This window comes from Gilliamella sp. B3482 (assembly GCF_026536805.1).
GTDB lineage: Bacteria > Pseudomonadota > Gammaproteobacteria > Enterobacterales > Orbaceae > Gilliamella > Gilliamella apicola_E.
In genome coordinates this window covers 187580-211753 of record NZ_JAFNNL010000001.1, presented here as the reverse complement: position 1 = coordinate 211753, position 24174 = coordinate 187580, and the positions used below count along the sequence as shown (strand labels likewise).

The 24174-nt window shown below is 34.6% G+C and carries 19 protein-coding genes and 1 pseudogene; 12 read left to right on the top strand and 8 right to left on the bottom strand.

The window, feature by feature from the left end; genetic code table 11:
* Nucleotides 1-8: 8 nt before the first annotated feature.
* Nucleotides 9-749, bottom strand: coding sequence for a molybdate ABC transporter substrate-binding protein (gene modA, locus J3U18_RS01005; RefSeq protein WP_267352695.1), 741 nt, complete (start codon nt 747-749; stop codon nt 9-11).
* 208 nt (nt 750-957) lie between these two features.
* On the opposite strand from modA, the gene J3U18_RS01000 reads away from it, so the two are divergent.
* From J3U18_RS01000 to amtB, 9 genes are all read left to right on the top strand, one after another.
* On the top strand, nt 958-1734 hold the full coding sequence (locus J3U18_RS01000; protein WP_267352694.1) for a TOBE domain-containing protein: 777 nt from the start codon (nt 958-960) through the stop codon (nt 1732-1734).
* A gap of 15 nt (nt 1735-1749) precedes the next feature.
* On the top strand, nt 1750-3210 hold the full coding sequence (modF, locus tag J3U18_RS00995; RefSeq protein ID WP_267338326.1) for a molybdate ABC transporter ATP-binding protein ModF: 1461 nt from the start codon (nt 1750-1752) through the stop codon (nt 3208-3210).
* Nucleotides 3211-3606: 396 nt separating this feature from the next.
* On the top strand, nt 3607-5610 hold the full coding sequence (uvrB, locus tag J3U18_RS00990; RefSeq protein WP_065562566.1) for an excinuclease ABC subunit UvrB: 2004 nt from the start codon (nt 3607-3609) through the stop codon (nt 5608-5610).
* Nucleotides 5611-5634: 24 nt separating this feature from the next.
* The gene (locus J3U18_RS00985) at nt 5635-5985 is read left to right on the top strand and encodes a RidA family protein (RefSeq protein WP_267330200.1); all 351 of its coding nucleotides are present in this window, start codon (nt 5635-5637) and stop codon (nt 5983-5985) included.
* A 152-nt stretch (nt 5986-6137) separates the two neighbouring features.
* Nucleotides 6138-6638, top strand: a complete 501-nt coding sequence (gene purE / locus J3U18_RS00980; protein ID WP_267338327.1) for a 5-(carboxyamino)imidazole ribonucleotide mutase — start codon at nt 6138-6140, stop codon at nt 6636-6638.
* Nucleotides 6639-6645: 7 nt separating this feature from the next.
* Complete coding sequence (gene purK, locus J3U18_RS00975) at nt 6646-7704, top strand: 5-(carboxyamino)imidazole ribonucleotide synthase (protein ID WP_416380373.1); 1059 nt, start codon at nt 6646-6648, stop codon at nt 7702-7704.
* 24 nt (nt 7705-7728) lie between these two features.
* Entirely contained in the window at nt 7729-9207 is a 1479-nt protein-coding gene (dgt, locus tag J3U18_RS00970; RefSeq protein WP_267352692.1) for a dGTPase, read from the top strand.
* A 224-nt stretch (nt 9208-9431) separates the two neighbouring features.
* Complete coding sequence (gene glnK / locus J3U18_RS00965) at nt 9432-9770, top strand: P-II family nitrogen regulator (protein WP_267352691.1); 339 nt, start codon at nt 9432-9434, stop codon at nt 9768-9770.
* A 20-nt stretch (nt 9771-9790) separates the two neighbouring features.
* Nucleotides 9791-11071 carry an ammonium transporter AmtB gene (amtB, locus tag J3U18_RS00960; protein WP_267338329.1) on the top strand — a complete coding sequence of 427 codons (1281 nt, stop codon included), beginning with the start codon at nt 9791-9793 and terminating at the stop codon, nt 11069-11071.
* An 82-nt stretch (nt 11072-11153) separates the two neighbouring features.
* Here the strand turns inward: amtB and J3U18_RS00955 are convergent, their stop codons facing one another.
* The 5 genes from J3U18_RS00955 to fdhD all read right to left on the bottom strand — a co-directional run bounded on the left by J3U18_RS00955 (nt 11154) and on the right by fdhD (nt 17090).
* On the bottom strand, nt 11154-11624 hold the full coding sequence (locus J3U18_RS00955; protein WP_267352690.1) for a hypothetical protein: 471 nt from the start codon (nt 11622-11624) through the stop codon (nt 11154-11156).
* 1244 nt (nt 11625-12868) lie between these two features.
* Complete coding sequence (locus tag J3U18_RS00950) at nt 12869-13762, bottom strand: EamA family transporter (protein WP_267342836.1); 894 nt, start codon at nt 13760-13762, stop codon at nt 12869-12871.
* Nucleotides 13763-13941: 179 nt separating this feature from the next.
* A complete protein-coding gene (locus tag J3U18_RS00945; protein ID WP_065734593.1) occupies nt 13942-15168 on the bottom strand; it encodes a nucleoside permease in 1227 nt (408 codons plus the stop codon).
* Between the two features lie 47 nt (nt 15169-15215).
* Nucleotides 15216-16034: a purine-nucleoside phosphorylase gene (locus tag J3U18_RS00940; RefSeq protein ID WP_267352689.1), complete on the bottom strand. Its 819-nt coding sequence runs from the start codon at nt 16032-16034 to the stop codon at nt 15216-15218.
* Nucleotides 16035-16286: 252 nt separating this feature from the next.
* Nucleotides 16287-17090 carry a formate dehydrogenase accessory sulfurtransferase FdhD gene (gene fdhD / locus J3U18_RS00935; RefSeq protein WP_267352688.1) on the bottom strand — a complete coding sequence of 268 codons (804 nt, stop codon included), beginning with the start codon at nt 17088-17090 and terminating at the stop codon, nt 16287-16289.
* 177 nt (nt 17091-17267) lie between these two features.
* On the opposite strand from fdhD, the gene J3U18_RS00930 reads away from it, so the two are divergent.
* Entirely contained in the window at nt 17268-17798 is a 531-nt protein-coding gene (locus J3U18_RS00930; RefSeq protein WP_065734591.1) for a DedA family protein, read from the top strand.
* Here J3U18_RS00930 and mscM read toward each other — a convergent pair.
* Nucleotides 17795-20413, bottom strand: coding sequence for a miniconductance mechanosensitive channel MscM (gene mscM, locus J3U18_RS00925; protein ID WP_065562554.1), 2619 nt, complete (start codon nt 20411-20413; stop codon nt 17795-17797). The genes J3U18_RS00930 and mscM overlap by 4 nt on opposite strands.
* Before the next feature lie 7 nt (nt 20414-20420).
* A pseudogene (gene asd / locus J3U18_RS00920) lies at nt 20421-21266 on the bottom strand (archaetidylserine decarboxylase); the annotation flags it as partial.
* 210 nt (nt 21267-21476) lie between these two features.
* On the opposite strand from asd, the gene rhaB reads away from it, so the two are divergent.
* Both rhaB and J3U18_RS00910 read left to right on the top strand, forming a co-directional pair.
* Entirely contained in the window at nt 21477-22877 is a 1401-nt protein-coding gene (gene rhaB, locus J3U18_RS00915) for a rhamnulokinase (RefSeq protein ID WP_267352687.1), read from the top strand.
* 40 nt (nt 22878-22917) lie between these two features.
* Nucleotides 22918-24171: an L-rhamnose isomerase gene (locus J3U18_RS00910; RefSeq protein WP_267352686.1), complete on the top strand. Its 1254-nt coding sequence runs from the start codon at nt 22918-22920 to the stop codon at nt 24169-24171.
* Nucleotides 24172-24174: the final 3 nt, after the last annotated feature.

Sequence of the window (24174 nt, the reverse complement as noted above, 5' to 3'; positions counted from 1 at the left end):
TTTAAATTCTATTCAGTGATAAAACCATATTTTTGGAAAATCTTTTTGGCAGTTTCAGAACTTAAATATTGATAAAATTCTTTTGCTTCAGGTTTAAGTAATGTGATCGGATATTCAATTGGCGTAAATGTCTCAGCGGGAAAGCTACCAATAATTTTCACTTTATCACTTACTTTCGCATCAGTACTGTAAACAATACCTAATGCAGCTTCATTACGCTCAACTAACATTAATGCATCACGAACATTACTTGCTGGCGCCGTTTGAGGCAATAATTTATCAAATACGCCTAAATTGGTTAAAGATTCCTTAGCATAAAGCCCTGCAGGTACATGGTCAGGATCACCAACAGCTAACCTTTCTCCTTTTGGTAAAATGGCTTGCCAATCAGTATTTGCATTAATTTCTACCTTTTCTAATTTAGATTGTTTTGGAGCAATCAATACTAATCCATTTTTTAACAAATTCTGTTTATCTGTTGCAACTTTGTGTTCAATAAGATAATTCATCCACTTTTGGTCAGCAGACATAAATATATCAGCAGGTGCCCCTTGTTCAATTTGTTTGGCTAATACAGAAGATGAAGCAAATGAGAAAACAATTTCTGCATCTTTGTAAGAAGTTGCAATATCTTGCATTGCATTAGTAAGTGATGCTGCTGCAAATACCGTAATTTTTTGGGTGGCAGATGTTGTTAAACTGACGAGTAAAGTTACTATAAATAGTGATACACCAATGATTCTACGCATTTTATTCCTCATATTCGTTATATAATAAACTATATAGCGATGCTATCAAAATTTATTAATAAAGTACAATCAAACTTTAAGCAGTACACTATTTTTATTCTTTACGAATATGGCTAAGGACATTTTTTGAAGGAAAAGAAAAAAACGTCTACAATAGATTAACTTTTTTATTGAAAGTAGCTTGTTTATTCAATTAAGGCATAAAGTAATGCTGTCACCAGAAATATTATTAACTTTAAACATAAATCAGCAATTATTTACTGATCCCAGACGAATTGCCTTATTAAAAGCAATTGAACTAACTGGCTCACTAACCCAAGCGGCTAAGAAAGTCGGTATTAGCTATAAAACTGCTTGGGATGCGATAAACGAAATCAATCAGTTATCACCAAAACCTTTTTTAATAACAGCAACGGGTGGTAAAAATGGCGGAGGCACAAAACTTAGCGCTTATGCGATAAGGTTTATTCAACTTTATGATCTCTTAACTCAGTTACAATATAATGCTTTTAATATTCTAAATGACGACAATATTCCTCTTGATGATATATTAAAAATAACCGCTAAATTATCATTACAGACTAGCGCCCGTAATCAAATCTATGGCAATGTTTCGAGCATTGAAACTAACAATATAGCTGGGTTTGTAAAAGTAAAATTAAGTGATAACCAAACTGAATTAAAAGCTTATATAACTCAACAAAGTATTGCGCGTTTAAAATTGAATATTGATAAAACTGTTCTTTTATTGATTAAAGCACCTTTGATTGAATTGAATGATTTAAATGAAAATCAAATGAGAGTTAAAGTTGAAAAAATAGTAAGCGATGGTCAATTATCTGAGATCTCATTTTCATTACCTTCCGGTATGATGCTTTATGCTAATAAATCAACCAGTGAAATTAATCATCTAAAATTAACCGAAGGCCAAAAAACTACCATATCCATCCATCCCCAGAACATCATTGTTGCCACATTAGTCTAGCAGTTTGAGGTATTTATGTTACAAATTGAAAATGCAGTATATAAAATAAGTGATTTCAACGTTTTTAAAATTGAATCATTGACTATCAATAGTGGTGACATTGTCGCTTTTGTAGGTCGAAATGGCTCGGGCAAGTCGGTATTGGCTAAAGCATTAGCTGGTAATCAACCGTTATTGTCGGGTAAAGTTATCAATCAATTTAAATCAATAGCGCATATCTCATTTGAGCAACTTCAAAAAATAATAGATGATGAATGGAAACGCAATAATACCGATATGCTTAGTGACAACGAAGATGATACTGGATTAACTACAGCAGAAATTATTCAAGAAGTTAATCAAGATGCCGAACTTTGCGAACATTTAGCCCGACAATTTGGTATTGAACATCTGTTAGATCGTCGCTTTAAATATCTCTCAACCGGTGAAACACGCAAAACATTGATATGTCGCACATTAATGAGCCGACCGGAACTGCTAATTTTAGATGAACCGTTTGATGGTTTAGATGTTGCATCTCGAGCAAACCTAGCTGAAAAACTTAAACAACTCGCTGAAAAAAATATTACGATTGTAATGGTGTTGAATCGTTTTAATGAAATCCCAATATTTGTAAAAAATATTGGAATACTTGCTAACTGCCAGCTATTGAAATTTGGATCCAAAGACACCATATTAAATGACGTAGCCATCAAGCAACTTGCGAATTTAGAACAGCTATCAAACTTTACTTTACCCGAACCGGATGAAACACCCATTCAACTACCCGATACATTAGACCGCATTATATTAAATAATGGTCATGTTCAATATGATGGAAAGGCAATTATTAATGGACTTAGTTGGTTGGTAAAAGCGAATGAAAATTGGCAGATCATTGGTCCAAATGGCGCAGGTAAATCGACATTATTAAGTCTAATAACTGGCGATCATCCTCAGGGTTATAGTAATGATTTGACGCTATTTGGGCGAAAACGAGGGTCTGGCGAAACAATATGGGATATTAAACGTCATATTGGTTATGTCAGTAGTAGTTTTCATCTTGACTATCGAGTTAGCTTGAGTGTGGAAAATGTGTTGGTATCGGGGTACTTTGATTCAATTGGGGTCTACCAAGCGATTAGTGATAAACAAGCAAAGTTAGTTAAGCAATGGTTACAATTACTAGATTTGACTGATTTAGCCGATAAACCCTTTCAATCATTATCTTGGGGACAACAGCGATTAGTATTGATAGCGAGAGCTTTAGTGAAACATCCAACATTACTTATCTTAGATGAACCGCTACAAGGACTGGATCATCTAAATAGAGAACTAGTAAAAAATTGGATTGATAATTTAATCGATAAAGGTCGTACACAATTATTGTTTGTTTCACATCATGCAGAAGATGCACCAAAATGCATCACTCATCGATTAACTTTTGTGCCAAATGATACTGTTGGCTATCAATATAAAATTGAGCGTATCAAATAATGGATTAGTTATAAACTATTAAAATGAGACTTAAAAATAGAAATAATCAATAAAAAAACTTTTTTTTAGTGGCGTTTTTTTAAGCTAAAAATTCAAAAAAGTCTATATTGATTATACTTAGCAAGTTATCCCCGTTGCCTGTGGATAAGTCTGTGAATAGTTAATTGAAAAGTGTGCTAACTTCAATGTCTATCAGGTTTTTATTTAATTTGATTACAACTTAGCCATGATTTTAATAATTATTATTAATCATAACGTTACGATAAATCAAGGTATAGTTTTAATAATGTCTTAACAAACTTTTAACTTAACTGAACAAAAAATATAACATTTTTAAAGGTCAAGTGTTTTTGGGGATAATTTTTATTAATAGGTGAAATTTTAGGTTGCGATGTAATGAGAAAATTTAAATTATGTTCTGATTTTAAACCAGCAGGTGATCAGCCGGTAGCAATTGATCGTATAAATCAAAATCTTGATGATGGAATTGCGCATCAAACATTATTAGGAGTAACAGGATCTGGTAAAACTTTTACCATGGCTAATGTTATTGCAAAGCATAATCGCCCAACAATTATTTTAGCGCCTAATAAGACTTTGGCTGCTCAACTATATGGTGAAATGAAAGCGTTCTTTCCAGATAATGCGGTGGAATATTTCGTCTCTTATTATGATTATTATCAGCCAGAATCTTATGTTCCGTCTACAGACACATTTATAGAGAAAGATGCATCGATTAACGAGCACATTGAACAAATGAGACTATCGGCAACCAAATCATTATTAGAACGCCGTGATGTTGTTATCGTTGCTTCGGTATCGGCTATTTATGGTTTAGGTGCACCTGAAACTTACATGTCAATGATATTACATTTGGCAAGAGGGACGATTACTGACCAACGCGCAGTATTAACGCGCTTAGCAGAATTACAATATACACGTAATGAAATTGGCTTTAGTCGCGGTACTTTTCGTGTTCGTGGCGATGTGATTGATATATTTCCAGCTGATTCAGATGAACATGCAGTGCGTGTTGAGCTTTTTGATGATGAAGTTGAAAGAATAGTCATATTTGATCCATTAACAGGTAATGCAATTAATGAAGTACCACGTATTACTATTTATCCAAAAACACACTATGTCACACCAAGAAATATCATGGATGACGCAATTGTTGAAATTAAGCAAGAGCTTCAAGAACGCCAAAGAGTATTGTTGGACAATAATCGTCTACTAGAAGAGCAACGATTAACTCAACGCACACTATTTGATATTGAGATGATGACAGAGCTTGGTTATTGTTCTGGGATAGAAAACTATTCTCGTTATTTAGCAGGACGAAATGCAGGCGATCCGCCAGCAACATTATTTGATTATTTACCTGCTGATGGCTTATTGTTTATTGATGAATCGCATGTAGCAATCCCACAATTGGGTGCAATGTATAATGGTGATAGATCGCGAAAACTTAATCTGGTTGAATACGGTTTTCGATTACCTTCGGCTTTAGATAATAGACCATTAAAATTTACAGAATTTGAAAATATCATGCCACAAACAATTTATGTTTCGGCAACACCTGCTAAATATGAAATTGAAAAATCAGCAGGTGAAATCATCGAACAAGTGGTAAGACCTACAGGATTATTAGATCCAATCATCGAAGTTAGGCCTGTGGCTACTCAAGTTGATGATCTTTTGTCTGAAATTAAATTACGCATAAACCAAGACGAACGCGTTCTTGTGACAACATTGACTAAGCGAATGGCTGAGAATTTGACAGACTATTTATCAGAACATAATGTCAATGTTAAATATTTGCATTCTGATATTAACACTGTTGAACGAATGGAAATTATTCGCGACTTGCGTTTAGGTAAGATTGATGTATTAGTTGGTATTAACTTACTTCGAGAAGGATTAGATATCCCAGAAGTATCATTAGTCGCAATTTTAGATGCTGACCGAGAAGGATTTCTACGTTCAGAAAGCTCATTAATTCAGACCGTGGGACGCGCAGCTCGAAATGTTAATGGTAAAGCAATATTATATGCTGATAAAATTACGCCAGCAATGCAACTCACTATTGATGAAACTGCAAGGCGTCGTAAAAAACAGGAAGATTTCAATCAGGAACATGGAATTACACCAAAATCAGTGCGTAAAGAAATCAAAGATATCTTAGATGCAGGTTTAAGCACTAAAAAATCAACGGCTAAAATTCAAGCATTTGAACAAGGTGGTCAGTATAATTATGTTTCAATAAAAGAAGTTCAGGCAAGAGTTAAAGAACTTGAAGCCATGATGTACGAAGCTGCTCAGAATCTTGAATTTGAAAAAGCAGGTGTATTACGTGATGAGATTAAAAAATTGCGTTCGGATTTTATAAAGGTATCTTAATAAATAGTCTTTAAGGAAAATATAATGACAATAACACGAATAGATCCTGCGGAAAGGTGGTCAGAAGCAGTAATTCATAACAATGTAATTTACTATACTAGTGTTCCAACTGATTTGAGTGATGATGCTTATATACAAACTAAAAGTGCATTAGCTGAAATAGATCACATCTTGGCTAGAGCAAATAGTGATAAAACTCGCATTCTTGATGCTACACTATTTTTAGTAAACAAAAACGATTTTTCTGCCATGAACAAAGCATGGGACGAATGGGTAGCAAAAGGAAAAGCGCCTGTTCGTTGTACCGTTAATGCAGGGTTAATGAAAAAAGAGTATTTAATTGAAATAAAAATTGTTGCGGCAGTGAGTCCGTAATATACAGATAATTATCCGTCATAATCTTGGCGGATATTCTCAATCTGATAATTTAACTTATTGATAATCAACCTTACTTCTTGCTAGCCCATTCATTTAATTTTAGTGTATACTTTGAACACTTAATATTTTATATCTTCCTATAAACGTTTATGCATACTCAACCTAAAATTGCCATTGTAATGGGCTCGAAAAGTGATTGGAGTACCATGCAACATGCTGCGGATATCTTAGATACTTTAACCATTGCTTATCATGTCGAAATTGTTTCTGCACACCGAACACCCGATAAATTGTTTGAATTTGCGCAAAATGCCAAATCACGAGGTTTTGATGTGATCATAGCTGGAGCAGGTGGGGCTGCGCATTTACCTGGTATGTTAGCGGCGAAAACACTAGTACCAGTGTTAGGTGTTCCAGTTCAAAGTGCAGCGCTTAGTGGTATTGATAGCCTTTATTCTATCGTACAAATGCCTAAAGGTATTCCTGTTGGTACTTTAGCTATAGGTAAAGCTGGAGCGGCAAATGCAGCTTTATTAGCTGCACAAATTCTAGCATTGCATAACCCAGAGATCTATCTACGTTTATCAAATTGGCGATTGAGTCAAACTGATGAAGTTTTGAGTAATCCTGATCCGAGAGTCGATATTTAATATGACAATGCAATCTGTTTGTGTTTTAGGAAATGGCCAGCTAGGACGAATGCTTAGACAGGCTGGTGAACCTTTAGGAATCCATGTCTATCCAGTTGGCTTGGATGTTGATCCTGCAACCATCCCTTATCAAAGTTCAGTCATTACTGCTGAAATTGAGCGTTGGCCCGAAACAACGTTTACTCAACTCTTAGCTAGCCACCCCCACTTCATTAATCGAGATGTATTTCCAATAATAGCAGATCGTTTAAGTCAAAAGCAGTTACTTGATGAGCTTAACTTACCTACGGCTAAATGGTACCCGCTTAATAATGAAAATGATTGGTCGAATTTATTTAAAAATTTGGGTGATTTATTAATCGTTAAACGTCGAACAGGTGGCTATGATGGTCGAGGCCAATGGCGCATAACTGCTCACGATTCGATTCCAGATGATGTTTATCAACATGCTATTGTTGAACAAGCCATTCCTTTTGAAGAAGAGCTATCACTAGTTGGTGCCAGAAATGCCAAAGGTGAAACTGTCTTTTATCCATTAACAAATAATTTCCATCAAGATGGCATTTTAAAAATGAGTGTTGCCATTCCTAGTAAAAATAATACATTGCAGAATAAAGCTGAACAGATGCTTTCAAGCATCATGCATAAACTCAATTATGTAGGCGTTATGGCGATGGAATGTTTTGTTATTGGGGATAACTTACTAATTAATGAATTAGCGCCAAGAGTACATAATAGCGGGCATTGGACCCAAAATGGGGCATCTATTAGCCAATTCGAATTACACTTAAGGGCAATTTTAGGACTACCAATGCCTAAACCGGATGTTTTTTGCCCATCGGTCATGGTGAATTTGATTGGAACAGATTTTAATCTCAAATGGTTATCAGTTGATTTAGCGCATCTACACTGGTATGAAAAAGAAGTAAGAGCAGGGCGAAAAGTTGGACACATCAACCTAACTCATAACTATAGTCCAAAATTAATTGAAGCATTAAACCAATTATCCTTTTTATTACCAGCGGAATATAGTCAACCAATAGCGTGGGCAAAACAAAAATTATAGCTGATTAAATCAAGGGACTGCGATATGATCGACTTTAGTAAAAAAATTAATTATCAACGATATGCAAGTAAACCGCGTGAAGCATTTGATGATTACTCGGTTTTACGCTTTTTCGAAAGTGATCGTGGTCGCATCCTTAATTCTGCTGCCATTAGGCGTTTACAACAAAAAACACAAGTATTTCCGTTAGAGCGTAATTCTGTCGTTCGAACACGCCTTACTCATTCAATGGAAGTACAACAAGTTGGTCGTTATATTGTAAAAGAGATTATTTATCGACTTAATATATCTGGACAATTAAAAGCTTTTGGCCTTGAAAATTCAGTTATGTCAATTGAAAGCCTAGTTGAAATGGCTTGCTTAATGCATGATATAGGTAATCCACCATTTGGTCACTTTGGTGAAGCGGCAATCAATCATTGGTTTGGTATGCGTTTAGGTATAGATAAAACGTCATGCTACTCAGTGCTTAATATTCAGGATACAGATGATCAATCAACTCAATCATTAAAATTGAAAATACGCCAAGATCTCTCTAATTTTGAGGGTAATGCACAAGCGATTCGATTAGTTCATACGATTTTACGACTCAATTTAACTTACTCGCAAATTGCGTCAATTCTTAAATATTCGAAACCAGCTTATTGGTCTGATCCTATACCTGATGAATTTAATTACTTAATGAAAAAACCTGGGTATTATCTATCTGAAGAGTCTTTTATTAAAACACTTTCGGAACAACTTGATATCCAACCTTTCCATCGTTATCCGCTCACTTATATTATGGAAGCAGCAGATGATATTTCCTACTGTATCGCCGATCTTGAAGATGCTGTAGAAAAGAAAATTTTAACTGTTCAGCAGCTTTATCATTATTTAAAAGAAGCATGGGGACCCGTTAAAAAAGGTGATTTATTTGATGAAGTTGTGAATCGCCCTTATGAAAATTTGAAAAAGAATGAATTTGAAGCGATAGGTATCGACCAGTTTTTTATGTATCTGCGCGTAAATACCATTGGTCAACTCGTGCCTCATGCAGCTGAACGATTTATCGAAAACATCGAAGCAATTTATCATGGTTCCTTTAATCATGCTCTACTTGAAGATCATGGTGCGGAATATAAATTACTTAGTATATTCAAAACAGTTGGCTTTGAACACATCTTTAACCATGAAACGGTTGAAAATATCGAACTGCAAGGTTACCGAATCATTACTGGATTGCTAGAGATCTACAGCCCACTTTTAGCTATGCCTACTGATGATTTTATAAAATTAGTCAAAACAGGTAATCACAAAAAATATCCTATCGAAACTCGGTTGTATCACAAACTATCAGCAAAACATTGCGTAGCTTATCAACAAGCACTTGAGCAGATAGACAATCAACACTTTGATTGTTGGGAATTTTACTATCGTTGTCGTTTAATTCAGGATTATATCAGCGGTATGACCGACCATTTTGCTTATGATGAATATCGAAAATTAATGGTAACATTCTAATTTGGCACATTTAAAACAGCACCAAAAATAAGCACAAGCACCATATTAGTGCGACAATGAGGTTATTTTCAGCGTCAAAAACCCCGTTCCTCAACTTTTTTTAAATAGCAACTGATAACCTTTACTCATTTTAAGTATTTCACAATATTAATCACCCTCTTTTTAATTTTTGGCACGCCCTTTGCATTAACTTTAATAAGATTAATAGTTATAAGGAGTAATGGATGAAATTTGTCACTGTAGTTATTAAGCCTTTTAAATTAGAAGAGGTTAGGGAATCACTATCCAATATAGGTGTTACTGGTTTAACTGTTACTGAAGTTAAAGGTTTTGGTCGACAAAAAGGTCACGCCGAACTGTACCGAGGCGCTGAATACAATGTTAACTTTTTACCAAAAGTAAAAATAGAGTTAGCCATTAGCGATGAATTACTCGATGAAGTCATTAACACCATTAAAAAAGCTGCTTATACCGGAAAAATAGGCGACGGCAAAATATTTGTTACGCCATTAGAACACGTAGTTCGAATTCGTACCGGCGAGACTGATGAGTCAGCACTATAACAATCAATAAGGATATCATTATGTTGAAGAAAATTATTCTCTCTTTAGGTTTGATGTTAACTAGTCCTGTCTTTGCCGGCGAAGTGGAAATTGCGGATAAAGCCGATAATGGTTTTATGATGATTTGTACTGCATTAGTGTTATTTATGTCTGTGCCTGGTATCGCATTTTTTTATGGCGGATTATTACGATCTAAAAATGTGCTATCCATGTTATCGCAAGTCTTAGTCACCTTTTCTTTAATTGCTGTATTATGGATTACTTATGGGTATTCATTAGCATTTGGTGAAGGTAACTGGTTTTTCGGCAATTTTGAGCAATTCTTATTGGTTAATGTTGGTATTACTGATATTTCAGGTTCGATTTACGAACTAATTTGGATTGCATTCCAAGGTTCATTTGCTTGTATTACTTGTTGTTTGATCTTAGGTGCGTTTGCTGAAAGAGTCCGTTTTTCAGCTGTCCTTATCTTTATGGTGTTATGGTTTACTTTTTCCTATATTCCGATGGCACACATGGTATGGGGTGGTGGTATCCTTGGTGATGAAGGTGCATTGGATTTCGCTGGCGGAACCGTTGTGCACATCAATGCAGCTGTTGCCGGTCTATTAGGTGCTTATATGCTTAAAAGCCGTATTGGCTATAACCGTGAACCATTAAAACCATTCAACCTACCTTATGTTTATTTAGGGGCCGCAATATTATATATTGGTTGGTTTGGATTCAATGCAGGATCATCAACACACGCTGACGAAATCGCTGGGCTAGCCTTCATCAATACCGTAGCTGCAACAGCCGCAGCCGTACTCGCCTGGACCATTGCCGAATGGATACTACGTGGCAAACCATCATGTTTAGGCGCTGCATCGGGTGTAATAGCTGGATTAGTTGGTGTAACACCTGCTGCTGGCTTTGTTGGTGTTGGTGGAGCAATGTTAATTGGGCTTGCTTGTGGTTTTGCAGGAGTATGGGGCGTATCATCTTTAAAAAGAGTCTTAAAAGTAGATGATACTTGCGACGTATTTGGCGTTCATGGCGTGTGTGGTATTGTTGGCTGTATATTAACTGGAGTATTTACCTCCGAATCACTGGGTGGTATAGGCTTTGCCGAAGGCGTTACTATGGCTAGTCAAGTTGGCATACAATTAATGAGTGTGATTACCTGTGTAATTTGGACTGCAATTATTGCCTTCATTGCTTATAAAATCGCTGATATTACAGTTGGTTTACGAGTTTCAGAAGAATATGAACGTGAAGGACTTGATATTAATAGTCACGGAGAAAGCGCATTTAATAGTTAATATATAAAACTATAAATAAAAAAAATCTACAGTATGTTACTACTGTAGATTTTTAGCTTATTAATTATTGTTAAGTTTTTTTCTAGTCATCCCAAAGCATAATTGCATTATCTTCGGTTAAGACTAAAGGTGGAGCAAAAAGGTACTCTTTAAATTTAGTTGGTAATAGTTGAACATTATTTAAATTAAGTTGTATTTCTGGGTAAAATTTGGCAAATTCTTTTAAACGATCACTAAGTAATTCCATAACTTTATTGGATTCTTTGGCAATCAACATCTCTTCTTTTAACATGCTAATCTGTTTTTTATGGTGTTCTGATTCAAATATTTCAGGGAAAATAAATGAAAAACCTGATTTCTTATTAGTGTCATTATTATGTTCCCTGTATTCAGAATGGTGTAGCTTTAACTCCTTGATACGTAAACCAATAATTTCGTCGATGTGATCGGTATAATCATTTAATGTTGAATCTAAATAAGCTAAAGTTTTGTGTTCAGGAATAGCATCATTACTGTGCACTAAGGTAAATAATGGCTTTTTATATGTCTTCATTCTGTAACTTCCTTTTTAATTCAGGGTAAAAATAGAACAATAAATTTGATAATAAACACTCATTGCCAAGGTATATCTGTATAACTTTATGTTTATAAATAAAAATCAATTAAGATTTTTAAAATACTGCTATTTACTACTGACTATTAAAACTTGTGGTTTTTTTACAAAAAAGACCATACGATTACTATAAGCCTATCAGACTAATTACTAGCTTATTTAAACCGGCTATTTTTTCAGTACCCTCCATAATATTTTGAAAAAACTAATTAAAAAAATACCAATTATGATCTACAAATCAAAGATTAACTAAATAAACTCTATCTGGATTAAAATAAATAAGACTTCTTACAACTAAACATTTATCACTCAGTCAAGCTATTCATCTTGATAAAATATTTGTCTTAGAATATAGATTAGGGGGCATATTGATACCTCAATCCAATCATTGGTTGATATAAGTCCATTTAAGAAGTATCAAATCTTCTTGAAAATGTTTGCAATAAAAGGGATAAACTCAACTACTAATTTATCGTATATCGGACTTAAACTCTTTCGTTATTACTCTACTAGAAAATATTTTTAGAAAATAATTAACTCTTGGTGATGCAAAATATTTTTAAGATAAAAATATATTACTTTATATTGGGACGATCAATAAATTTTTAAATACCAAAAGATAATATTACTTCATTTCTACTTTATTTAACTAAATAAACTAAATAACAAAATGTATCAACCTCGGTAAAGACTTTATTTTAAAGATGTAAAAAATACCTTAAAAAACATAAACTATTTTATCAATAACATTACTGTTTTTCAGGTTATTAAATACTAGTATTTTTTTATATTTTTGTCCAGTATTTGATAAATGATATATTGTTAATTTAATTTAGCGAGATTATTTAAACATTTCATTATTTTAATGGGCAGAATAACGGTGAAAAATATTATTGGCATTCTGATTATTTTTTTGCTCTTTTCACTCGAGCGATTTTGAGCTCGAAATTATTACAATATACTAATTGTTATCACGTCAAATATTCTTCAGGATAAAATAATGGGGAGCAGGGTAACTTATTGTATCTCCACGATAGATAAAATCAGCCTATGCTTAACGTTATAATATTTGTGAGTAACAAAAGAATCCTGTAAAGAATCTTTAGACTATTGGTTAAAAAGTTAAGTACAAGATCTGTTTGAAGATAATTAAGTGTGGATAACCACACTTAATTTATTGAATATTATTTCTTTAAATGTTTTAGATTTGGTAAGGCGATTGCAAACAAAATAATCACTACTCCAATCCATTGATTCAAATAGACCGATTCTTTTAAATAAAAATAAGAGCAGGTTACAGCTACAGGCAGTTCTGCAGCGGATAAAATCGCACTCAACGAAATGCCGATTTTAGGCATACCGACTGAAAATAGAAAAGGGGGTAAGACCGTACCTAATAAGGCCAATAAAAATCCGAGTTGATAAATTTTATCGTCAATACTGAGTTCAAAGAAAAATAGTGGCGGAAAAATACAGAAAGTCACAATACAAGCACCGGTTATCATCAAGGCACTTTTCTCTAATTTTGGTAATTCATTGCCGATATTGCTACTAGTTGTAATAAAAAGCGAATACATAAGCGCTGCTAGAAAACCAAATAAACAACCTGTTAAATTTAATTCAATAGCTTGATTAAAAAGACCAGCAGCAAAACAACTACCAACAATTATGATAACGACTGTGACTAATTGAAGTGGTGAAGGTCTATTTTTAAAAATAACAAAATCAATAATGACACTAATCCATAAGTATTGCATAAGCAAAATAATCGCAATTGATGCTGGCACCAACTGTACACATTGATAATAGCAAATACCCACTAATCCGGGAAATATACCTACAGCACATACTTTCCATTTTGGGGTTAATGTTTTTTTATTTTTAATCTTTGGTTGTTTGAGCGTTTTTACAATCAGATGTATCCCCCATAATATCAACATACCTAAAAAACATTGAACACCAGTAACTTGTCCGAGGGTATAACCTGATTGATAAGCGGTTTTTACAATAGAAGAGAGAACGCCAAAACTACATGCACCTAAAAAAACTAATAAACCACCAAAAAATTTTTCTTTCATACTAAAATCTCATTACTTTTAAAACTATATTTATCGCCAATAATTGGCGCATAAAACAATCATAGCCGACAAGCTATATCTTGCGGCTTTATGTCACTATTTTTTACGGTATGGTAATACTCAAAAAAAACAGAGGATAAATAAGGGACTATGTATCCCTTATTTATATTGATAAGATGTTACTTCGCAGATTGTTTATAATTAAAGGTAAAATAAAAAACAAAACCTAAAATTAATGCGTAAGCCGCAAAAATTAACCATATTGAGTGCCAATCTTTTAATCCATCATGAGTATTGATATCAACGACAAAACCACTGATGAAAGAACCTATAATCGCACCAATACCATTAACCATCGTCATAAATAGCCCTTGGGCACTCGCACGTATATTAGAGTTAACTTCTTTCTCAATAAAGATAGAGCCTGAAATATTAAAGAAGTCAAAAGCACAACCATATACAATCATTGATAACATCAATAATACAAAACCAAATGGCGTTGGATCACCATAGGCAAAAAAGCCAAATCTAAGTGTCCAAGCGATTAAGCTGATTATTATGACTTTTTTGATTCCAAATTTCTTGAGAAAAAATGGGATCGTCAAAATGAAGGCAACTTCAGCCATTTGTGACACTGATAATAATATTGCTGGATGTTGTACAATCACGCTATCTTGAAATTCTGGGATTCTACCAAAATCTTTCAAAAATGCTCCGCCGAAGGTGTTGGTGATTTGTAATATAGCCCCTAATAGCATCGAAAAGAGAAAAAATATCGACATTACTGGGTTTTTCAATAATACAAACGCATCTAAACCAAGGCGTGAAATCCATGATTGTTGTTGATTAGTGATGACTTTAATATCAGGTAAAGTCGCACTGTAGATGACCAAAATCACAGACGCACCACAAGCAATATAGAGCTGTGCATTACTAATATCGAATTTTAGTAAACTGATTGTCCACATAGCAATAATAAAGCCTATTGTCCCAAAAACACGAATTTTTGGAAAAACGGTAACAGAGTCTAAATTGCTTTTATCTAAACAGTGATAACTAATTGAATTAGATAATGCAATTGTTGGCATAAAAGCCATTGCATTGATAAGCATCAACCAATAAAGTTGAATTGGTGTTGTTGCGGTTGCCGCATAAAATAATGCAATAGCACAAACAGTATGGCAAAGCATAAATAAGTATTTTGGTGGAATAAATTTATCCGCAATTATTCCAATAATAAACGGCATAAATAATGCCGCAAAGCCTTTAGTGCTATAAACCAGACCGACTTCTGCACCAGAGAAATGCAACGTATTGATTAAATAAATACCAAAAGTTGTCAACCAGCTTCCCCAAATAAAATATTGGAAAAACATCATTACTTGTAATCTATGCTTCATGTTCATTATTTATATCCAAAATAAAGTGAACTGCTGATGTGAAATTATACAAATTAAAAACGCGCAATTGTTTTAGTTATCAATTGTAAGAAAGTTGATTTAACGCGTTCAGCTGTTTCAATCACTTCTTCATGCCCTAAAGGTTGATCTAAAATGCCACAAGCCATATTAGTTAAACATGAAATACCGATAGTTTTAATGCCAGAGTGATGAGCAATAATTGCTTCAGGAACCGTAGACATACCAACCGCATCAGCACCAAGGGTACGGATCATTCTGATTTCTGCTGGGGTTTCATAAGTTGGGCCTGTCCACCAAGCATAAACACCTTGTTGTAATGTGATATTTAGTTCCTTGGCTACTTCGCTAACTGTTGCTCTTAATTGCTTATTATAAACTTCGCTTACATCCAAAAAGCGAACCCCTAATTCAGGATTATTTGGCCCCATTAATGGATTATTGGCTGTTAAGTTAATGTGATCAGTGATTATCATTAAATCCCCTGGCTTAAAGCTAGTATTGACTGCGCCACAAGCATTGGTAATGATTAGTTTTTCAACGCCTAGCATTTTCATTACACGCACAGGGAAGGTAACTTGATCTAATGAAAAACCTTCATAGTAATGAAAACGGCCTTTCATTGCGACAACAGTCTTATCACCGCATTTACCAATCACTAATTCATTTGCATGGCCAACAGCAGCAGATTTAGCAAAGTGAGGGATATTGTCATAAGGAATATGAATGGCATCTTCAAGAGTATCGGCAAAAGGACCTAAACCTGATCCAAGTATAATCCCGATTGTTGGTTTTTTGTCTGTGTGTTGTTGAATATAGTTAACTGCTTGTTGAATATCTGCTGTTTGATGCATAACACTATCCTTTCAAATTTTAGTAGCTACTTAATTGATAAAACTGTGTGATCAAAATCATAAATAGAAAAAGTTCACGTAATCTATAATAAAAACAAAGTCATTTTTATTTTTAGCGTATATTATGATGATCTTCGACCAATAAAGAAAGACGTGGAATGAGATATCTTCGTATAAAAAAGTTAATATATTGTTTTTATTGTGATAATTAATATCGATTAATTTTTAATTAATTTAAATAAAAACTGCATATTATTTGAGAATACGTTCTTTAGTAGAATAAATAACACCTTGAGTATCTCTAAAAAATCCAACTAATGTTAACTGACACTGTTTAGCTTGTTCAATCGCCATAGAAGTTGCTGCTGAAACGGCAAAGAGGATCTCGACTCCACAACGGGCTGTTTTTTGTACCATTTCATAACTTGCCCGACTTGAAACAAGAATTACACCTTTTAAATTTTGATTTCGTAGAAATGTGGCACGATAGCCTAATAGCTTATCTAAAGCGACATGCCTGCCCACATCTTCAAATCCAACAATAAAATTACCGTTTAAATCTAACCATACCGCAGCATGAGTACAACCAGTTTGGCTGCCCACAGTTTGAACCTTCTTCAGATAATTAAGGGACTGTTCAAAATCAGAAAGATGAATTTTATCGTTCAAAGAAAGGGGGGGAATAAACTGGCAAACTTGCTCTATCTGTTCGGTACCACAAATTCCACAGCCACTTCTACCAGTTAAATTTCGACGTTTTTCTTTTAATTGCATAAAACGTCGTGAAGATAGCTCAATATGGACTTCAATGCCTTGCTTAGTATCGATGATCTCAATACCATAAATTTCATCAACAGACTCGATGATTTTTTCTGTTAATGAAAAGCCAATAGCAAAATAATTAAGATCTTTGGGTGTTGCCATCATTACCACGTGAGAAATACCGTTATAAATAAGCGCAACAGGTTTTTCAATTGCGACAGTATCTTCTTGCAATGGTTGTAATTGACCTTGTTTAAATTTATTCACATTACATTTTTCAATGCCTACTGTCATGGTATGTCTCATCATTATTAGCAATTTAATTCCAATTATAATAACTGAGGTTGATATCAATAAAAAGCCTGTCATTTAACTTATTACTTTTGTTAGTTTCTACCAATGATTAGTCGAACTATACTGCTTTTGTTGTGTTAAAATGAGTTATTCTAAAAAAATAGAAGCTAAAAAATTATGTCATTAAATGAGATTACGCATACTATTATGCAATTTATTGAGCATCATCAAATTTGGGCATTGCCAATTATTTTCATATTAGCGTTTGGCGAGTCATTAGCGATTATTTCATTGCTGGTACCTGCTACAGCAATTTTATTAGGTGCAGGAGCATTAGTGGGAACAGGGGTGATCTCGTTTGTCCCTGTTTTGATATCGGCATCATTAGGTGCCATTGTAGGGGATTTTATCTCTTATTGGTTAGGTAAACATTATCACCAACAGGTAATCTCTTCATGGCCTTTAAATAAATACCCAAAAATGATATTTCGTGCTGAACAATTTTTCCAGCGATACGGCACTTTCGGCGTGTTTATTGGTCGATTCTTTGGACCATTACGTGCAATCGTTCCATTAATTGCAGGAACAATGCATATGCCAGCAGCAAAATTCAATATCGCCAATATTGCTTCAGCACCAATCTGGGCATTTGTTTTATTGGCACCCGGTGCATTTGGGGTGCCATGGTTAGAAACCTTGTTTGGTTAAATAGTACCAATTGTATAACTACGACGCCCACTTTTGCGACCAAGCGCTTCTAAATTGGTTTGTAAAGGTGGGAATGGCAATGTCAAATTATGTTGGCGATAAGCTTCAAGAATCAATTTTTGTATTGAGCTACGTAATTTCATACGATGCCCCATTTCAGCTGCAAAAACACGTAGCTCAAATAATTGAATACCTTCTTGAATATCCACTAAAAAGACTTGCGGTTCAGGATCGTTAAGAACAAATTCACACTCCTCTGAAACTTGTTGTAATAGCTTCATAACCAGTTCACTATCGGCATCAATCGTAGCTGGAATAGTTAACACAATACGAGTAATTGAGTCAGATAAAGACCAGTTGACCAATTGTTCAGTAATAAAAGCCTTATTGGGCATAACAATTTCTTTACGATCCCAATCAACAATTGTTATTGCACGAGTATTAATTTTGGTAATGTTACCTGTTAAATCACGAATAGTTACGGTATCGCCAATTCTTACCGGCTTTTCAAACAGAATAATTAAGCCAGAAATAAAGTTAGCAAAAATCTCTTGTAAACCAAATCCTAAACCAACACCTAATGCCGCTATTAACCACTGAATCTTAGACCAATCTATCCCGATAAATGAAAAAGCAATCATACAACCAACCATCAAAATAATATATTTTGATACGGTTGAAATGGCATATCCAGTGCCGGGTGCGAGGTCTAAATGTTGTAAAATGCCTAACTCAAGCAGCGCCGGTAAGTTTTTTACTAACTGAACAGTAATGGTCATAACCAAGATCGCGATACAGACAGCACCTAAGGTAATATGTTGTTCAATTTCGTTGCCATTAATAATGGTACTTGTTCCCCATAGCTTGATATTATTCATAAAGGCAAAAGCGGAATGAAGTTCAGACCAAAGTAAAATCATACTAATTAAAGCAATTAGCATAATAATTGACCTGACTAGTTGTAATGATTGGGCACTGATCGCATCTAAGTCGATAACAGGTTCATCCATATTATCATTTAATGGGGTGAGATCTTCTTCAATTCCTTTAGCGCGCTGCATACGTTCTAATCGACGTTGTTTTGTTCGTTCAAATTCAATTCGTCGTTTTTGTATCCACATCCAACGGCGTATCATAAAATAGACCACTAACAAGCCAAACCAGATAATTACCGAAGCTTCTAATCGTCCTAATAACACTTCAGCTGTCGATAAATAACCTAAACAAGCAGCAATAATGGCTAACCATGGTGCACTCAACAACACAAACCACAGAATATGACTTAATAAATTATCGCCAGATCCTTTTTTATCGATATAAAGTGGAACTCCAGCTCGATGAATAGAATTAGTCATAAATACGAGTGCAAAACAGAGAATAATGAATGCGGTACGACCGATCGTTGCTGCAAATTGACGATTGTTAAACTGATCAAAGCTCATTACAACCATTACTAAAGGGATAACCACCCAAACCGACAGTTGATAATATTTCATAGCTTGACGGACATTTTTCTTTGACCATCCAAAATGAGTAATAAATAGCCCATTTTGAGACGCAAAATGCGCGGTGATAATAAACACCCACAAAATTGGAGCAGCTGCATTAACACCATAGCCTAGAGCAACGGCTACAGGATAATCCCAGTTAATTTGAAGAGCATAACCTAAAGCAGCCCATAAAATAGGAACCGGCAATGCCATAATTAATGACAAAACAATCACTTCCAAAGTAAGTGAATAACTATCTTGGGTGACTTTACCAACCCGAGCCGCCGATTTATTCAAGAAAGCGTTATATTTTCCTCGCATTTTGAAATGTACAAATACAAACAATAAAGATAATACTAGGAAAAACAATGGTTTTGGCGCACTAAGCACTTCAACACCAGCATTATATAGTTGTGACAGCGTATCAATTTGAACGGTGACATAAACTACATCTCTGGCTAAATCAAGAATAAAACTTAATGAAACGGGATTGACGTCAGCAACCCAGAAAAAGTAACGGTGTGCAGCATCATTAACCTCATCGATAGCATTGGTTAGTTGCTTATTCGATATTTTTAATTTAGTTAGTTCAAGAATCGTGGTATCAGTACCCGAAATCAACGTTTTGATGAGCTCACTTTGTTCTCTTAATAAACGGCGATATTGACTAGCTGATTTTAGATTATTCAAATTACTTGGTAACGTAGGGTAACTATCTAGCCTAGCTAAGGTATTTGAATAATTGAGTTGCTGAACTTTGGCTTCTGCGATTTCAGCATCAAGGGGTTGTGATTTAGGTTTTTCAGGTAATCGTAATAACTGTTGGCGAAGGGTTTCACCTAATGCTGTTGAAAAACTTAACCATTCGCCCTGTTCAGCAAGGGTTGCGAGCGTATTTTGAACATGGGAAATTTGGGTATTAATATTATTTTGTTCATTGATGATGCTGGTTAAATGCGCTTTTTGATACTCCATATTCTGACGAAGATCTTCATTTTTTTCATTAAGCTTAGCAATAACTTCGGTAAGCTGATCTTCATTATCAATATTGGGTATTGATTCTTCAGCAAAAGCAAAGCAAGACAGAAGGAGTAATATTCCACCCAAAAAACCACGCATCAACATAAAGTTAGATCCTTTCAGCTAGTTTTTGACCTACACGAGTAACGTCACCAAGTTTAAGATGGCTGTCAAATTCAACAGCATTTGAAGCAAACAGCGTAATAACGGTTGAACCTAATTTAAAGCAACCCATATCTTCACCCTTCGCTAATTTAATCTGACCAGAATAAGTCCAACGTTTCATTATGCCGTCGCGAGGAGGCGTAATAACGCCTTCCCAATTTAATTCAATACTTCCTACAATCGTTGCCCCAACCATAATTTGTGCCATTGGTCCAAATTCAGTTTCAAATAGACAAATTACACGTTCATTTCGAGCAAAAATATTAGGAATAGTTTCTGTTGTTGCTTTATTAACTGAAAATAGTGAGCCAGGAACATAAATCATCTCACGCAATATACCATCACAAGGCATATGAAAACGATGGTAGTTTTTAGGTGATAAATAGGTAGTTGCAAAAGATCCATTTTTAAAAAACTTAATCATATCAGGATGACAAGCAAGCAGGGATTCTAAAGAATAAAAATGTCCTTTAGCTTGCAAAAGAAGATTATCTTGAATGTTACCAAATTGACTAATTACCCCATCTGCTGGCATTACAATACTATTTGCCGCATCATCGATTGTTCGCGCATCTTCTTTTAGCTCACGAGCGAAAAAGTCATTGAACGTTTTGTACTCTTTAGCATCAGTCAATTTAGCTTCACTTAAATCGATTTTATATAATTTACAAAAACCGATAATCATCCATGTAGTGACTTTTCCTAAACGTCTGTTAGCTAACCAACCAAATAGGGTAGTTAATAATTGTTTTGGAAGAAGATACTGAATAATTGCTTTTAACTGATTTAACATAGATAGCTCTCAAATTATTTTCGAAATAATGCATTATATCAATATTTATTCTGAAAGTATAAATAGCACAACTTAATTCATATTTTGTGGCAAAGATCACAAGCATTTTAAAAATTTTGCCAAACTTCACTAACAATGGCAGTCAATTAAAAGTGTCTATCAAAATAGTTCTCTAGACTATCCCCATTAGCAAAATTGAGGGTAGTTATAATGGCAGATAGATATATTGCTGCAATTGATTTAGGTGCATCTAGTGGCCGAGTTATGTTGTCGAGTTATCAATCTCAAAAAATCACATTAACAGAAATCCACCGATTCAGTAATGGGTATAAAAGTGATGGTAAAAATTTTTGTTGGGATTTGAACTATTTAGAACAAGAAATCTTAAATGGATTAAACAAAATTATTCAACAAGGAATCAAACTCGATAGTATTGGTATAGATACATGGGGTGTTGATTATGTATTGCTTGACAAGCAAGGCCAAATCGTCGGACCGACATACTCTTATCGTGATCATCGTACTGACAATATCATGTCAAAGGTACAAGATGAAATTGGAACAGAAAATATTTATCAAAAAACTGGAATTCAATTCTTAACCTTCAATACACTCTATCAACTCAAAGCTATGATGCTTGAATCACCATCTTGGCTGTCGCAAATATCTGATTTTGTGATGATTCCTGATTACCTAATTTATCGATTGACCGGTGTTTTAAATCGTGAATATACCAATGCTACCACAACCCAAATTGTTAATGTTGCAACTCAAACTTGGGACAAAGATCTACTTGATTATCTAGGCATACCACGTAAATGGTTTGGTGATATTTGTATGCCCGGAAACCAAGTTGGATATTGGCAAAGTGCCAAGGGTGATCGTATTCCAGTAATTGCAATTGCAAGCCATGATACTGCCAGTGCTGTTATTGCTGCGCCATTAATGGACCAACATAGTGCTTATTTATGTTCAGGTACTTGGTCACTTATGGGATTGGAATCTAAACAACCTTTCACAGGAAAAGAAGCGTTAAAAGCGAATATTACCAATGAAGGTGGTGTTGATGGTAATTATCGAGTGTTAAAAAACATCATGGGATTATGGTTATTCCAACGCATTTGTTCTGAACACGAAGTCAAAGATATCAATCAATTAATCACATTGGCAAAACAAGAGCAACCTTTTGCTTTTCTCATTAATCCTAATGATCCAAGGTTTCTAAATCCTGATGATATGACAGAAACCATCAAACAGGTCTGTTTAGAAAACATTGGTCAGGCTCCTAAAAATCTCCCTCAATTGGTGAGATGTATTTTTGACAGCCTAGCACATCTATATCGAGATGTATTAAACGAATTATCGATGCTAAGTGGTAAACCAATTAACACATTACATATTGTCGGTGGTGGTTGCCAAAATGCTTTTTTAAACCAGTTATGTGCTGACTTATGCAATGTCAATGTTACCGCAGGTCCCATTGAATCATCAGCCTTAGGCAATGTGGGTTACCAGTTAATTTCATTAGGTGAAATTGCTGATGTTAACGCATTAAGACAACTCATTTCACAGAATTTTGACACTAAATATTATCAACCCAAAAGTAATTAACCAATTATAGAAAAATTTTATATTTATTAAGGAGTATTTCATGAGCGCAATTGAAAATGCCTATCAGATCGCTAAAGCAAGATTTGCTGAAATCGGTGTGGATACAGATGCTGCTATAGCAGCAATGGCAAAATTACCGATTTCTGTACATTGCTGGCAAGGCGATGATGTTGCTGGTTTTGAAAAGCAAGAAGGTGAATTAACTGGTGGTATACAAGCGACAGGTAATTATCCGGGTAAAGCTCGTAATGCAGATGAATTAAGATCAGATTTAGATAAAGCCTTTAGCCTTATACCAGGACCAAAACGATTAAATCTTCATGCTTCTTATTTAGAATCAGATAAAAAAGTCGATCGTAATGAAGTCAAACCAGAACACTTTGCCAATTGGGTCAAATGGGCTAAAAAGCACCAGATTGGTCTAGATTTCAATCCAACATATTTTTCACACCCTTTAAGTAACGAAGGCACTCTTACTCATGTTAATCCAGAAATTCGTCAATTCTGGATAGATCACGGAAAAGCTTGTCGTAAAGTATCAGAATATTTTGGTAAAGAATTAGGTACACCATCAGTCATGAATATCTGGCTACCAGATGGAATGAAAGACATTACTGTCGATAAATTTGCACCAAGACAACATTTAGTTGAATCATTGGATGAAATTATTCGAGAAAAGATTGATCAAAAATATCACATTGATGCAGTCGAAAGTAAATTATTTGGTATTGGTCTTGAATCTTATACTGCTGGCTCAAATGAATTCTATCTCGCTTATGCTACATCACGTAAAACTGCACTATGTTTAGATGCTGGACATTTCCATCCAACTGAAGTCATTTCAGACAAAATTTCTGCCGTAATGCCTTTTGTTGAACATCTTTTACTACATGTTAGCCGTCCAGTGCGTTGGGATAGTGATCACGTAGTGCTCTTTGATGATGAAACTCAAAATATCGCGAGCGAAATCATTCGAAACAAACTATTTGACCGAGTACATATTGGTTTAGATTTCTTTGATGCCTCTATAAACCGTATTGCCGCTTGGGTAATTGGCACTCGCAACATGAAAAAATGCTTGTTAAAAGCACTATTAGAACCTACCGAACAATTAAAAAAATATGAACACGATCGTGACTTTACTTCACGACTAGCATTACTCGAAGAACAAAAATCATTACCTTGGCAAGCAGTTTGGGATCAGTACTGTTTATTGAATGACGTACCAGTTGGTAGCCGATGGTTAGATGAAGTTCGTCAATATGAAACAACAGTTTTAACTAAACGATCATAAGGA